At 42.0% G+C, this 15,788-nt stretch carries 7 protein-coding genes and 1 pseudogene; all 8 read right to left on the reverse strand.

Annotation, left to right across the window (positions count from 1 at the left end; translation table 11 throughout):
• Window positions 1-19: 19 nt before the first annotated feature.
• On the reverse strand, window positions 20-8,725 hold the full coding sequence (locus J3P43_RS14850) for a YDG domain-containing protein (RefSeq protein WP_255903787.1): 8,706 nt from the start codon (window positions 8,723-8,725) through the stop codon (window positions 20-22).
• A gap of 274 nt (window positions 8,726-8,999) precedes the next feature.
• On the reverse strand, window positions 9,000-10,655 hold the full coding sequence (locus tag J3P43_RS14855; RefSeq protein ID WP_255903789.1) for a 7TM diverse intracellular signaling domain-containing protein: 1,656 nt from the start codon (window positions 10,653-10,655) through the stop codon (window positions 9,000-9,002).
• Between the two features lie 245 nt (window positions 10,656-10,900).
• Entirely contained in the window at window positions 10,901-12,025 is a 1,125-nt protein-coding gene (locus J3P43_RS14860; RefSeq protein WP_255903791.1) for an ATP-binding protein, read from the reverse strand.
• Window positions 12,026-12,183: 158 nt separating this feature from the next.
• On the reverse strand, window positions 12,184-13,245 hold the full coding sequence (locus J3P43_RS14865) for a fatty acid desaturase family protein (protein ID WP_255903793.1): 1,062 nt from the start codon (window positions 13,243-13,245) through the stop codon (window positions 12,184-12,186).
• A gap of 309 nt (window positions 13,246-13,554) precedes the next feature.
• Window positions 13,555-13,770 carry a hypothetical protein gene (locus J3P43_RS14870; RefSeq protein WP_255903795.1) on the reverse strand — a complete coding sequence of 72 codons (216 nt, stop codon included), beginning with the start codon at window positions 13,768-13,770 and terminating at the stop codon, window positions 13,555-13,557.
• A 43-nt stretch (window positions 13,771-13,813) separates the two neighbouring features.
• Window positions 13,814-14,060 (reverse strand): annotated as a pseudogene (locus J3P43_RS14875) (KUP/HAK/KT family potassium transporter); the annotation flags it as partial.
• An 11-nt stretch (window positions 14,061-14,071) separates the two neighbouring features.
• Window positions 14,072-15,154 (reverse strand): hypothetical protein, encoded by a 1,083-nt coding sequence (locus J3P43_RS14880; RefSeq protein ID WP_255903797.1) that lies wholly within the window; start codon window positions 15,152-15,154, stop codon window positions 14,072-14,074.
• Window positions 15,118-15,471: a PadR family transcriptional regulator gene (locus tag J3P43_RS14885; RefSeq protein WP_255903799.1), complete on the reverse strand. Its 354-nt coding sequence runs from the start codon at window positions 15,469-15,471 to the stop codon at window positions 15,118-15,120. Before J3P43_RS14885 ends, J3P43_RS14880 begins: the two co-directional genes overlap by 37 nt.
• Between the last annotated feature and the right edge of the window lie 317 nt (window positions 15,472-15,788).

The following is a 15,788-nucleotide window of genomic DNA, read 5'->3' on the forward strand; positions in this document are numbered from 1 at the left end:
CACTAACATCTTGTGTCAATTAATCTTTAATTATTGAAATAAATCCTTTTTTCTTTTCTATACCAGGGCCGAAGTCTACTACGTAATAATAAGTACCCTCTGCAAGAGGAGAACCGTTTAATGTACCATCCCATTGATCGGTATAATTCGACTGGTGATACAGTAGTCTTCCTGCACGGTCGAAGATCTTTACCTCATTTTTTGGATACATATCCAGGTTATGGATAATCAGCTTATCATTTACACCATCGCCGTTGGGCGAAACAATATTGGTACCATTTACTACCTGGTAATCGGCATTTACAGCGATAGTTATTTCTCGTTCAGCTGAACAGTTATTCGCATTTGTTACGGTTACTTTATAGGTAGTGGTTTCTGAAGGGCGCACGGTTAGGTTGTTAGTATTCTGCCCGCTTAAGACGCCATTTGCATTAGACCAACTATAAGATAAGCCGTTGTTGGCTACAGAAACATCCGCCTTAAGAATTGCAACCTCTCCTTTAGATAAAACAAGACCCTTATCAGAGGAGATTGCAATTACAGGGAGGGGATTGACCTGAATAGTGAAACTTTTTAATATAGTATTAATGCCGCCATTAGCGTTTCCGCCATTGTCCATTACCATCACATTAACAACTGCCGCGCCAAATGACCCCGGGCTGATCTTATACCGTAATTCCGCATTTCCACCTGTTGCCGGACTTACGTTAAGGGACTCAAACAAGGCATTGTTGGTTGAACTTACAGACAATGCAGTGGTCTGGCCAGCATCCTGCCCTGCAGAGATACCCTGCAAATTTACTGTTTGCATTGCCGGGGCATAGCAGATCACCTGGTTAGATATATCATTTAGCGTAGGCTGCTCATTTACATTGTTGAGGGTAATGATAAGTTCTTTATCTAACGACAAATTATGCTGAGTGGTTGAGCGCAGGCGTACAGCATAAGAAGCTTTCTGCTCAAAATCAAGACTTGCAGCACTTTTGATCTCATTACCCGAGATGCTGAACAAAGCGTTGTCGGCACTTCCGTTGCCACTAACTAAACTATAAGTAAAGGTAGCAGAAGGATCGTCAGACGTTGAGTTCAGGGTTCCGGCGAGGGTGCCGGAAGGAGCGTTCTCATACAAAGTTGCCGCACTAAGTGTAATACTGGTTGGGTGCCCTGGTACAATAGTTAAAGTTCCCGGGACATAACTAAAACTATAATTGTTTGACACTCCGCCACTCGCGGTAATAGGATAAGTTCCCAGGGGTGAATTAGTAATTGCAGTGGTAATAGCCGTGGGTGGAGTTTGCAGATGAGTTTTATCTTCCCCGGATATGAAACCGCTGTAGCTAAGGGTAAAGGCAGGATTAGCCGTGTTTTGGAACCTGGTCTTGTTATCCGCAGTCACGGTCAATACTTTCTTGGTAACATCTCCGGTAGTGCTTGCAGTTATAGTAGTAAGGTTATAATTATCTTTCTGCGCACCTGAAAGAACAAAGCTGTTTGCTGTAACCGTTTTTGCTGTTCCGGCCGTTTGATTATCATAATTGGCTGTAGCGGTTACTTTCACCTCATCGCCGGCCTCGGTGCCAACAAGACTGTAGTTTCCAGGAACAAGAATTGCACCGGTAGTACCATCGTAAACTTTGGTGATGGCCGGGCTGGCATTAAGCGCTATTGTAATATCCTTTTTAGTGATAATACCGCTAGTGGTGGCCGAAGTGGTGGTCAGGTTGTAATTGTCTTTCTGAGCACCTGCAAGAACAAAGCTGTTTACTGTTATTACAATGCCACTGGCTGCGTTCTTATCGGCATAACTTGCCACACCTGTTACGGTAACGGCATCACCGGCTTCTACACCACTTAAGCTGTAATTGCCGGATGCCAGTGTTGCCATCGATCCTGCATCGTATACTTTGGTAATAAACGGACTGGCATTCAGAGAAACGGTAATATCCTTTTTGGTGATAGTACCGGTCGTGGTGGCCGAAGTAGTGGTCAAATTGTAGTTGTCTTTTTGCGCACCTGCAAGAACAAAATTACCCGCCGTTACTGTAATGCTACTGGCTACATTCTTATCAGCATAACTGGCTGTACCCGCTACGGTAACGGCATCGCCGGTTTCAATCCCTGAAAGACTGTAGTTACCTGCGGCAAGGGTAGCTGAGGTGTTGCTGTCATACGCTTTGGTGACAACTGGTGTGACGTTCAGCGATAAGGTAACATCTTTTTTAGTGATCGTTCCCGTGGTACTGGCCGAAGTGCTGGTCAGGTTGTAGTTGTCTTTCCTGGTTCCGCCCAGCACAAAAGCGTTTGCAGTTACGGCTATGCCTGTGCCCACGTTTTTATCTGCGTAAGAAGCCGTACCTGCTACGGTAACATCGCTTACATCGCCCGATTCTACACCGCTTAATGTGTAGTTGGCTGCAGTCAACGTAATCGATGCCGTGTTATCATACACCTTAGTAATTACAGGCGATGCATTCAGCGAAACTATAATGTCCTTTTTATTTACCGTAAGCGTTTGAGTTTCATCGGCAGCAGCCAGATAAGCGGCGCTTCCGGCTTGCGAAGCAGTTATGGTAGCTGTACCGGCACCTACAATATGCACCTTGCCGGATACTATAGTGGCTACAGCCGTGTTATTCGACGAGTAGCTTAGTACTAAGCCTGAACTTGCACTTGCTGCCGGATCAAAATCTGCATCACCATAAGTTTTCGCTGCTAAGGCATTGAAGGTAATGGTTTGCGGCGCTTTTGGAACCGTTGTTGCATCTGCCGATACGGTGCTTTCATTACCGGTATTGTCTATTGCCGAAATGCGGTAAAAATAAGTAGTACCATTAGTAAGGCCTGTATGCGTGTAAGACGCAGCAACCGCATTCGCTGTATTCAATATAGTTGTTGGATTAGCGCTTGTTCCGCCATATATTTTATACGATTTCAGGTCTCCTTCGGCATTAGCAGTCCAGCTGATAGTATTCTGTGCGTTGCCGCTCACTGCTGCCAGGCCTGCAGGTGTAGCCGGCGCCGTTCTGTCGAACGTTACTGCGCTCGCATCAGTAGTAGCAGCGACGGCCGTTCCACTATTACCGGCTGCGTCTGAAAAACTAATGCTAAAAGCAATTGCACCTTCCGTATCAGAACCGGTCATGGTGTATTTAGCGGTATACGTGTTTCCGCTTGTGTTAGCAACAGTTGCTGTTTGCCCTGCGATAGTTGCAGAAGGCGAGCTGACCGTCTCGCTTGCCGTAAACGTTACCGTAATTTGATCACCTGATTTAGCCAGGGCAGATGTGGCGTTATTTGAGACGATGCTTACTGCGTTTAAAGTTGGCACAACAGCATCAACAAGTACCCCACTCGTCGATCCGACGCTGTTTAAAGTAAGCGTGGCATCATTACCTGCAGCGTCTTTTATAGTGCCGCCGTTCGCTGTAAGCGAAGAAGCTAAGGAAACACCATCAGTATCCAGATTACCACTCGTAATGGTATACCGGAAGATAAGTGCCGAGGTACCGCTTCCCGACACATAACCTGCGTTAACAGTTCCACCGGTATTTAATGTAAGTCCAAGGTAAGGGCTGCCTGCACTGGTATTAACAGTGAGGTTTTCACTGAAGTTAACCGTAAAGTCAAGATTAGCTCCTGTTTTATAAGTTCCGTTTGCGGGTACAGAAACCGAGCTTACGGTTGCTGCAATCGCGTCGACCAAAATTCCTGCTGTAGAACTTACGCTGTTAAGAGTTAAAACAGCATGGTTTGCAGCTGCATCTTTCAGTGTTCCGCCATTTAGTGCCAGAGTGCCTACTGCAATTCCGTTCGCATCAGTATCACCTGTTTGCACAGTATACCGGAATGATAATGCAGATGTACCTGATCCGCTCTGATAAGTGGCGGACCTGGTGCTGCTGCCAACCGTTAAACTCAGGTATGGGGTTCCGCCTGAAGCGTCTACCGTGATGTTTTCATTAAAATTAACTGTAAAATCAAGATTTTGGCTTGCTACATAAACTGCATTCGATGGTACATTAACCGAGGTCACAGTTGGAGCTGTATCGTCCACGTCGTTAATCGTAATGGTAAAGGCCTCTTCATAAGTCAGCGAACCCTGATCGGTCGTTCTAATCCTTACTGTATAACTGTTTTTCGACTCATAATTGGGTGAGTTGGTGACACGCAGGCTGCTGCCGTTAATATTGAAGGAAGCATTATCCGTGTCGCCGGTACCCGCAACCAGGGTATACGTAAATGTATTTGAAGCGTCCGCATCTGTAGAGCTTAAAGTCCCTACGGTGGTGTTAGCAGCCACATTTTCATTAATCGAGCTGGCGCTTAAAGTAATATCAGTTGGACCTTCATTTAAGTTATTGATAGTAATAGTAAATGCTTCCTCGTAAGTGAGCGAACCCTGATCGGTAGTACGAACTCTTACCTTATAACTGTTCTTCGCTTCGTAATTAGGTGAGTTAGTAATTCTGAGACTGCCTCCGCTGATGTTAAAACTGGCATTATCATCGTCGCCCGTACCTGCAACCAGTGTATAAGTGAAGGTATTTCCTGCATCCGGATCGGTTGTACTTAATGTTCCGACGGTAGCGTTTGCCGCGACATTTTCATTCACCGAGCTTGCACTAAGCGCAATGTCGGAAGGCGTTTCGTTTACGTCGCTGATAGAAATGGTAAATGCCTCATCGTAAGTTAACGAGTTTTGGTCGGTAGTGCGAACTCGTATACTATAGCTGCTTTTGCTCTCATAATTGGCCGAGGCAGCGATTTTTAAAGTACTTCCGGAGATAGTAAAGCTAGCATTGTCGGTGTCGCCGGTTCCTGTAACAAAGCTGTACGTAAAGGTATTGGTTGCATCCGGGTCGGTCGAGCTAAGGGTTCCTACCGTACTTCCCGCTGCTACGTTTTCATTAACCGAGCTTGCACTCAAAGCAATATCAGTTGGCGTTTCGTTCACATCACTGATAGTAATGGTAAACGTCTTTTCGTAGCTTAACGAGCCTTGATCGGTGGTGCGCACTCTGATGCTGTAGCTGCTTTTGCTTTCATAATCGGGCGAGTTAGTTATCCTTAAATTACTTCCCGAAATATTAAAGCTGGCATTGTCTGTATCGCCTGTACCCGAAACCAGGGTATATGTGAACGTATTTCCTGCGTCGGAGTCGGTTGTGCTTAAGGTTCCAACTGTAGCGTTTGCCGTAACGTTTTCATTCACTGCACTTGCACTAAGTGTAACATCTGCGGGCGTTTCATTCACGTTGTTGATGGTGACAGTAAACGCCTTTTCATAGGTGAGGCCGCCCTGATCTGTCGTTCTTACCCGGACAGAATAACTACCTTTCGATTCGTAATCCGGCGAATTGCTAACCTTCAGGCTATTACCGCTAATATTAAACGATGCGTTGTCGGTATCTCCGGTTCCTGCAACCAAGGTGTAAGTAAAAGTGTTTCCTGAATTCGCATCCGTTGAACTTAAAGTTCCTATTGTACTGTTAGCGGATGCATTTTCATTTATAGAACTTGCACTCAGGGAGATATCTGTTGGTGCAGTATTTACATTGCTGGCTGTAATGCTATTACCCGTGAGATCGGCCGTCACCACCGCAGCATCTGCGCCGGCTGTCCAGTCGTCTGCAGCAGCTAAATTGTACGTAGTAGCATCAACAGACGAGGTTCCATTCTTGTTAATGAGGAGATCAACCGCGGTTTTATCAGTTGCACTGAGACTTAATGTGAATGACGTGCCACTTGTAATTTCTACATTATTGGTATTGGTTAAGGTATAAGTAGCGCCGCCTTCACCGGTAAAAGTAAATTTATTGGCCACAATATCGTTGGTACCGCCGCTTGCAGACAAAAATCCTGTTCCGGTTACTACCAGGCTTCCCGTATTTGCATTATAGGTTGCCGAGGTAACAGCGGGAGTTGCAACGTTAGCCACTGTAATTCCGTTACCTGTTGCATCAACCACTGCTACGGCAACATCTGCGCCAGCGGCCCAGTCTTCAGCAGCAGCTAAGTTATAAGTTGTACCTCCCGTTGAAGCTGTACCATTTTTATTCACCATCAGGTTCACAGAAGCTTTGTCGGTAGCGCTAAGTGTTAATGTAAACGAAGTTCCGCTTGTAATCTCACCATTCTGGGTATCTGTTAAAGTATATGTTGCGCCACCTTCAGCCGTGAGAGTGAACTTATTGGCCACGATATCGTTGGATGCTCCACTTGCAGATAAAAAACCGGTACCTGTAACAACCAGCGCCCCGGTTGATGCATTGTAGGTAGCTGAGGTAACAGCGGGTACAGCAACGTTACTGGCCGTAATTCCATTGCCGCTTGCGTCTGCGGCCCCACTTACATTAGCCATCCAGCCCGCTGTAGCAGCAAGGTTATAGGTTGTACTGCCTGTTGAGGAAGTACCATTCTTATTGATTATTTGATTTATAGCTGCTTTATCCGTTGCGTTTAGTGTAACGGAGAAAGCCGTTGCGCTGGTTATCTCGACATCAGAGCTCGTGAGCGTGTATGTTGCCCCTCCTTCGCCTGTAAGGGTAAGCGTAGACACTGCTACATCATTTAAAGCTCCGGTTTTGGCCTGGAAATCGGTACCGGTTACCATTAGCACGCCTGTATTTGCATTGTACGTAGCAGAAGTTAAGGCGGGGTTATTTACAGTGGTAAAGTTATTGGGGTTGTTCGTGGCTGTAGTGCTAAGGTATTTTTGTAAACCTGAAGATCCATTGTATTCCACAACCATCGCCCGGTAAGTGGTACCAGCCGAAAGTCCGCTGACGGTTACCGACGTTCCGGTTCCATTGTAAACGCAGTACCAACCAGTCGTGCTAATCTGTGTTCCCGAGCCGAAACTGGTGCTTGCGGTGTATCCTGTATTGTCGGAAGGTGCGGCACTTCCTATGCTGGCCGCTTTTAAGAATACGGCCCGTGCAGATCCATTTCCATTCGTCCAGCCAATATCTGTGCCGTTAATTGTGGTATTTGTAAAGGTAATGGCCGATGCCTGTGTTGAAGGAGCATCAGGCATGTCGTTGATAGTGAGGCTGACGGTTTGTGTATTGGATGAATTTGCAACTCCATCGTTCACTCTAAAGGTAAAACTGTCTGGCCCGAAATAATTTGCAGTTGGTTCATAAATAACTCTGCGGGGATTACCACCACTATCCGTAAGACTTGTTGAGACAGCGGTTATTTCAGTTCCTTTAGTGGTGCCATTACTGGTTTGATACAGCTTGCCGTTAGAAGGAAGTGCTGTAATTACTGCTGTAGCGGATGACTGGTTATCAAGGTCGCTCCCTCCCAAACGTATAGAAACATTGGCATCCTCATCTACACTCACTGCATAACTGGTGTTACCTGCTACAAACTCATCTCCGTCAGAATTCTGCAAAGTTCCGGTATTACTATTGGTGCTTCGGTCGTCTGTTGATGTACCACTTCCTTCCTCGAAATTCCAGTATCCTACCAACCCCGGTTCGGTTCCCGCCAGCGGAGTATACATGTATTCTTTAATTTGAGCCGCTGTTCTGGCCGTTGACCAGACACGAACCTCGTCCAAACCGCCTTCAAAATGATCGGCCCAGCCTGGCCTGAATCCAATGCCCAGGTTTGCTGTAGAACTAACAGTATAGTTGGTAGAGAAAGAACTTGATGCATCTAATATGCCATCTATGTAAATCTTCATACTCTTTCCGCCAGCATCCATAACCGCTGCAATATGGTGCCAGTTGTTATCCGATATAGAAGAAACGCTAGCAACTTCTGTACTTGCCGGATACGTTCCGGCGGCGAAAGAAAGCTTGTTATCATTAAACCGCAAAAACACTCCTGTGGCTGAGGCGTTCTGCTTACCAACTATATTGAAGAAACCAGTTCCCGAGGCTCTTTTCACCCATGATTCGATTGTAAAACTTCCTGATCCGAGGTCCAGACTGGAATGATGAGGCACTTGTACTCCTTCGCTTCGGCTTCGTTCGAAGCTCAGGGCTGTACCTAAACCGGCTACGGGAGCAACTACTGGTTCGCCAAACTGTATATCGTCAAGTGCAAGATAATTAACCTTTCCGTAGTTCGTGATGCCATCGTTATAGTCGTTCGGGTTAGTGATGCGAATTTCATCAATATATTGAAATATGGATGAAGTAAAAGATGTACTGGTATATGCTTGATAATAAGTAGATCTGCTGATATTTAAGATTACGGAACCGGTTGAAATACCATTTCGAAAGCCTTCCACTTTAGCCTGACTCTGAAACCCCAGATAGTCCATAAGCGTAACGCCCTGAAATGCAAACTCACTTCCATTAGTACTTTTAATTACGATTGTTGCATCTCCGGAAGGATATGTCAGTATACCATCGTGGCCAACATTTGTATCGGAGTAGTACGTCCACGATGCTCCACTTGCATTGCCGCCTGCATTAGCTGAAAAAATCTCATAGGAAATATTGGTAATATCAGAAGACCCGCCTTCCCCATCGTTTACAGTTGGCCCCAAATCCATGCCATCTGCTGTGTTGAAATTGACAGTACCTGCAACGCCGGCAAATAAGGCTTTTGAATAAGTTTTTTTGCTAAAGTTGCTATTTAAAAAAAGGCTTCTTCCACCACCCATTTTTAATTTAAAGTAATTTGGATCCTCATTTGAGTAGGCAAAGCACGGTTGCGCAAACAATAACAGAATAACTGGTAAAATAGAATGTAAAAGTTTCCTCATACTAATTGTGACAAATATTTTAAAGGTTTTATGATTTACGATAATACTAAAAAGGGGTTACATCAATTTCGAATTAATCCCAATAACTATCAGATAAATTACAAATAACAGCGACAATAAAAACGGAATGCTAAACCCCCGATAAGATGATCTTTGATTGAGCCTCTTTTTCATTACTCAAAAATGAGACTTAAAACAGAGGTTATGCGAATAATCAGGTGGGACAAATACTGGACAAATCGTAGTAACGACATCTCTCGAGGCACGAAGGGTATCAGATACCAGCAACCAGCTCTTCTAAATTAGAATCATGGAAGTCAACCTTTTTACGCAGCCTCTGCTTTGCTTTTCGCACCGCTTCTACAGTTACACCAAGCATGCTGGCCATCTCGCGTGAGTTTAGCTGCAGTTTTAATAAGGCAATATGTCGGATATCAGATTCCGTTAAATTACTGTACTTGCTTTTAATACGATAAATATATCCCTGATGCACTTTATCAAAAAGCTTTCTGAATTCATTCCAATCATCTTCGGTAAGAATAATGGATTGTAAAAGCTTTTCAATATGTTCAGACTGGCCTTTCCCGAGCTCGGTACCTTTTAATTTCAGTTCCATCTGCTCAAGGTCGTTTTTGAACTGCTCAATTAAATTATTCTTTTGCCTGAGGTTTTCGGTATAGTTCAAAAGAAGTGTTTCGGCAACTTTTAATTCGCTTTCTACTCTTATCCGTTCTGTTTGTTCATACACTTTTTCACTCTCGAATTTGTTTCTTTCGGATTTATAAAAGTTTATCCTGTCGGCCAGTGCAAATGCCATTAGCACAGCTTCGGCAGCGGTACCGATTTTAAGAGAATTAGCAGTAAATATATTGTAACCAATCCATCCCATATCTTTACTTAAAAACACAAGAATACCAGTGATAAGAACGGTCCACCCAGCAAGGTAATAACGGGCAGGCGTGTAACCCCTTTTGTAAATCAAAACACCTGTCAGCAGGAAATAAAGTGCTGCAAAGAAAGCGGTCGTCTGGCTAATAGACAGCGCCAAAAATTTACCGCCTGAAAGACTTATCACACAACAGCATGTCCATACCGCACAGAATACCCATAACCCTTTTAACAGCAATGGAAAATTCTGACGCAAGTTTAAAAACTCAGAAACAAAAAAGGCGGCAAAAAACATAGGTACCGATGCTAATATTGCGGGATGATCGTTCATCCCTTGATATGAAGGCCAGAGATACGCATACGTGATACCATCAAAATGCATCAGAAGTATACCTGAAAACATAATATAGCCTATATAAAAAATATACGACCGATCTCTGATCATTATCCATAGAAACAGGTTATAAATTACTATTACTGCTATTAAACCGTAGAACAAGCCATCTAAAAAGAAAACCAAATTTCCGCTCTCATTAAAAGCATCCGAGCTGATTATAGCTATAGGAAACTGACGGGGAAGGCGGATGTTAAACCTAAGATAAACGGTTGTCGGAGCATCCGTATAACTGATATTAAATAATATCCTATTCGATTTTATATCACGATGATTGAGAGGCACTTTATCGCCGGATAGTTTTGAGATTACATGCGCATAAGATTTCTCATAGTACAGAACAGAATCGGTTGTGGGGTTACCGATATAAAGCCAAAGATCTTTCCCTGTCTTATTTTTTAAAATCAGCCTGGCCCAAACGTAAGTTGCCTGGGTGGTAAATACGGGAACAGCGGTGTTTACAGGTTCAAACTGATCATCTTTGCGAAGCATGTCGTCGATAGTTAAGATGCCTGAGGGGTCTTCAAAAACGCCCAAATGCTTCCCCACTAACACCTGTTTATTGCCCGATGCAATAGTTAACGTGTCTGCCGCAAGGGCCTTATAATGCAAGAGCATTACACAAACAAACAGGAAAGTTTTTCTCATCTAAAAAACTCTGGCTTTTCGAGTTTTAAAATTAATAAAATATTGATACAGGTTTATTACAGCACTGAATTAGCCCGCTCATAACGAAGCGAAAAGACAACGCCTTATCCGTGGTAAAAAGGCCGAAACTTAGATAAAACTCTGGTTTTATGTCTTTGTGTAATAGATCAAACCGCCCGGTTTGCTTTTAGACAGTTGTACCGGGTCAAAGCCTGCCTTACTGCAGTATCAATCTTTCCGTTTCCTTATCTTTTAGGGATGGTAAACCAAAAGGTAGAACCTTTTCCTACTTGGCTTTTCACCCCAATCTCACCTTCATGAACTCTGATTATTTCAGAAGAAATATAGAGTCCGAGACCCAAGCCAGGATTTTTCGCCTTCTTATTTACCTGATAGTACCTTTCAAAAAGATGAGGAATATTTTCAGAAGGGATACCCTTGCCGGCGTCTATAACTGAAATTCGATGAAAGTTCTTCAGGCTATCTACTTTTATTATAATTTCCGGTGAATCAGGGGCATACTTGATAGCATTATTCACCAAATTAACCAAAACCTGATCTATTTTATATTTGTCCGCATTCAGCTCAACTGACAGGTCTCCCTTGTATGTTATTGTATATTTTCCTTCCAGGCGAACGTGATTACAACATTCGTTTATGAGTTCAGAAAGCTTGAAATCCGTTTTATTTAAGGTCATCTCACCTTGCTCAAAGTTGCTCAGATTCAGGAGGTCGCCAACCAGGTAAGAAAGTTTAGCAGTGTACTTTTCTGCATCTTGTGATAGCTTAAGTATCTTAGAGGGGAAATCTTTCTCATTGGAAATCATCCTGTTCATTAGTTGCAAACTCGCCTTCATAGTTGTTATCGGAGTCTTTAGCTCATGACTTGCTACTGAAATAAATTCCTCTTTCTTTATTTTCTCTTTATACTGTCTTGTGATGTCTTCAATTATTGTATAACCATAAGTTTGGTCGCCGTCCTTAAATAGTACCGAAGTAACATGAACCCAGATTATGGCTCCATTCTTTTTACAAAGACAGGTTTCTAAATTGAAATAGGGCGTTTTCTTTTCCCATAATTCTTTTTGAAGAATTGCCCAATGTTTTTGATGACCTTCGGGAGAGTAATCGCGAATTTTTGTTCCAATAATATCCTGCTTGCTACTATAGCCCAATAGTTTTACTAAGGCAGGATTGACCTCCAGGATTTCCAGGTCGGAAGAAATAATCTTGTTGCCCAGTTGGGAGGTTTCGAAAATCGTTTTAAATCTATCGCCCCCAATTCTCTGCTCTGAAAGTTCAGAATTCAGCTTTCTGTTTTCTTCCTTCAATTTTTCAATTTGGGCATTCAAAGATTTAATGTTTTCCATATTTTAAATAATTAAAGCTTTGGGGCTTATCGAACTATGGGTATCCTTAACCGTACAATCTCCTTGGAATAAGACACTCCGGACTTAATTAAGTTTTTTGGAATAAAGCGAAAATCAGGTAGCAAACTCTGTGCAGCTATTGAACTTTGACAAAGTCTTTAATATAATCCGAGCTTTCTGAGATGGACAAGATGCGACATGAAAGCCCTGGCTATCGTTTTATGTTCGAGGTAAGTTATATTAAACTCCGTACAGGTTTCTTTAATTATTCTATTGATATATGGATAGTGTATATGGCTTATTCCGGGAAATAAATGGTGCTCTACCTGAAAGTTTAATCCCCCGAGAAACCACGACACCAGCCTACTCTTCGTTGCAAAATTAGCTGTAGTACTAACTTGATGGATGGCCCACTCTCTTGCTATCTTATTCGACGCTATGTCTGGCTCGGGAAAATTTGTTCCCTCCACCACGTGGGCTAGCTGAAAGACCATGCTGATACAAAACCCACATATAATTGCAGCTATAAGGAATCCGGTAAAGGCATTTACCACACCCACCATTATACACGGAATTATAAGGTAAACCGTTAGGTAAAGAAATTTTGTGGCCCAAAATATAAGATGTTCCTTTCGGGTCAGCTTTTTCGCAGCCGGATCATTTTTGATTCTGAAATACTTTTCAAAGTCCTGATATAATATCCAAACTATATATGAGATCCCATATAACAATACCCAGTACAGGTGCTGAAACTTATGATACTTTCTTTTACGCTGTTCCGCATGCATTCGCATAAACTTGATGTCTATATCGTGATCCAGGCCTTCAATATTTGTGTAAGTATGGTGTTCTATGTTGTGGCGCTGTTTCCAGAAATAGATTGTCCCGCCAAGGGCATTTAACGAGTATGCGGATATATCATTCAACCATTTGTGTTTGGAAAAGCTCCCGTGTCCGCCTTCGTGCATAATATTGAAGCCTATAATGGCAAGATTACAGCCGAATAAGGCACAAAGGAAAGCTGAAACCAGGGCTCCGGGAGTAAAAAAGACCAAAACTATATAAATTACCACGGCTGAAAAAGTGATGATCGTACTCTTCAGCAAGAGCTGCGTGCCGCCTTTTGGGGAGATTTTATTTTGGTCAAAGTAACTATTTACCTTTTCTTTCAGGCGTTTATAAAATACGGGATTACTATTTGTGAAACTAATTTTGGACATAAAGACGATGTAAAATAAAACATTACTGCCAACTTCTACAGTAACTTTTTTTTGAATGCAATTATCCTTCCACAATACAAAGCAGGGATATTTTTGCCAATATTCACTTTTTGTGTATACCCCTGTATACAAATAGAAGGGTAGGACAATTGATCGTAAGTTGTTTGCGCTTCTCTGCCCTAAAAAGAAGGCTCAGCAACAATCAAAAACTTAGATCCAGAAATCTCAGTTGACCCATTGTAAGGTGTTAGTCGTGGAAATATCCGTGAGTACTGTAGCTGTTTGAGTTGGTGATAATATAAAGGCGGATCAATAAGGGTGCAAAGGTTCTTTACCTGCCAGGCGCAGCATGATCGCCCGTTGAATAATAGGGTGTCCTATCATTCGCTTTTTAATTATTGATAAGCTTCTAGGTAAAACAACAATTCTGTAGTGATAATCAGCCACATTTTCTAAAAACAGGTTATTTACTTTGATGCAAAGTTGTTCCTTCAGGTAAGCGCGGGGCAAGTTAATAACCTTCATGTTGGCTTTTATAGTGGATTTGCTCCAATAGCATGCCACAATTATTAATTTGCTGTTCAACCTTAAACCCCAATTTAAAATCTAAACAAATAAGCTTACCTGGAATAAGAAAATCAACTTTTATACTCTCTCGTATAGGGTTCATCCGTTACATCCACGTGAATCAACCAATAAACGTCGGCTCTTTTTGGCTGCTTTTGTAAAATAGAGTATATGATTTTGGACTCGATTTCTGACTTAAAATTGGCGCTTGTAAGGTATGTCAGCCGCGAAGCATATTTTTGAACGGATAGTACTGGTTCTATACTTCTTGTAATCTAAACTGCCTTGCTGACATGAGTCCTGCCACCTTTCCAAGAACAATTCCCACTAGCATAAACGAAACGTAATATACAGTATAAATGGTGTTTCCTCTGTCAATATCAGCATTTATTCCGACTGCGGTTTCCATAACTACTCCGAAAAGTGATGTTATCACAAGGTGCTTATTAATACTGCCGTTTGAGTTATAAAACGAAATTAAATAAGACGCAGAAAAATAGACAGTAGCAAAAATCAAGGCGCTTACCGAAATTATATCAACATGTAGACTTCTTGTTGATGCTGCAAATAATTCAAGGATAATACCGAAAACAATAAGGAAGGAAGTTGAAGGACGTTCAAAAAATGTTTTTAGTGTTAATTTCTCAATTTTGTTAATGCTAAACACCAAACTTATTGCTGCCCCAATCATACTTAATATTGCTAAGTAAAAGCTGAACTCGACAAAGTCACTGTCAAATTTATAAACAGGAAAATTTAAAGCTCGTTGAAGCTCTAAACGATTGTTGATTCGCAACGGTGGTATTAATTTAATGAATATTGGAACAAGAAAAGGAATAAATGAGAGACTTACGCTTCGTAAAGAGTGATTCTGAATTTGCCTTTCTAAAAATTTCGAGATCTCTAATTTGCGTCTGATTAGAAACCAAATAAGCGCGGTTAACAACAAATGAAACACAGTTATAATAAGAGTGCTTGTAAATGAAGAATTGTAGCTTTGGTAAACCGTTAGGTACAATAACGATATTCCCAATAATAAAAGCGATGGCAATGAATAGAAAAGGTTAAAACCCATAATCAGGTAGGCCCAAATTTGATTCATTTTTATAGAGGGATTTACCTTACTGTATTCTTTTGTGAGAACTTCTTCATTACCTAAACGCTTGCAAGCTATAACGAATGCTTCTTCTTGAGACAATCCTAGACTTATGAATGAATCTGTTGCATCATATAGATGTGCAGACAGCTCTGCCGCATCAGAGTTAGTAATACTCCCCTGATTCTTTATGGAGTCAATATAACTGTTTACAGATTGCTTGAGGTTGAAAGTGGAAGGTTCCATAAGCTATTTATGAGTTGGTTGACAAAGTTTAATTGAGAGTATTGTTGTTCTAGTTCTTGTGTTCCTTTGGAAGTAAGTTTATAGTATCGTCTTTCTCTTCCAGAATCAGCCTTTTTCCAAACACCTTCTATCCATCCTTTGGCTTCCATCTTTTTTAACACAGGATATAGAGTGCCTTCAGCAACTGTTAGTTGCCCTCCAGACTTGTCCCGGAGTTCCTGTATAATCTGATAACCATAACTCTCTTGCCTTCTAAGTATAATCAATACCAGAGGAGCAAGGGAACTGGCCATCAAATCCTTATTAAGTTCAGTCACACACAAACATACATAGAAGTTCTAAGTATAGCAAGAAAATTTACGCGAGCATTTTTTAACAGTTATTTATAAGCTCAAGTCTCTAAATTAAATATTTACCCTGCCATGGCTTCGGCCTGATTGAACATTTCCTACACTTCGTCTATAGTTATATACCCGTATAATGAAAATGTGCAACAAACAGAAATTAAGCTTCATCATAGACACAAAAAAACCCCACATTTCTGTGAGGTTTCAAGCTCCCTAAGCTGGCTGCTTCTCGAGTCACTTTATTGAAAATCTGAATACATTATCCGATATCGCCTTTATTATTCACG

Origin of the sequence: Paradesertivirga mongoliensis, assembly GCF_024436395.1 — a bacterium.
Classification (GTDB): Bacteria; Bacteroidota; Bacteroidia; order Sphingobacteriales; family Sphingobacteriaceae; genus Paradesertivirga; species Paradesertivirga mongoliensis.

What these genes read in the sequence shown, in the direction of transcription:
- J3P43_RS14850 (WP_255903787.1), bottom strand. Translation starts at nt 8,725, where the DNA reads ATGAGGAAACTTTTACATTCTATTTTACCAGTTATTCTGTTATTGTTT.
- J3P43_RS14855 (WP_255903789.1), bottom strand. Translation starts at nt 10,655, where the DNA reads ATGAGAAAAACTTTCCTGTTTGTTTGTGTAATGCTCTTGCATTATAAG.
- J3P43_RS14860 (WP_255903791.1), bottom strand. Translation starts at nt 12,025, where the DNA reads ATGGAAAACATTAAATCTTTGAATGCCCAAATTGAAAAATTGAAGGAA.
- J3P43_RS14865 (WP_255903793.1), bottom strand. Translation starts at nt 13,245, where the DNA reads ATGTCCAAAATTAGTTTCACAAATAGTAATCCCGTATTTTATAAACGC.
- J3P43_RS14870 (WP_255903795.1), bottom strand. Translation starts at nt 13,770, where the DNA reads ATGAAGGTTATTAACTTGCCCCGCGCTTACCTGAAGGAACAACTTTGC.
- J3P43_RS14880 (WP_255903797.1), bottom strand. Translation starts at nt 15,154, where the DNA reads ATGGAACCTTCCACTTTCAACCTCAAGCAATCTGTAAACAGTTATATT.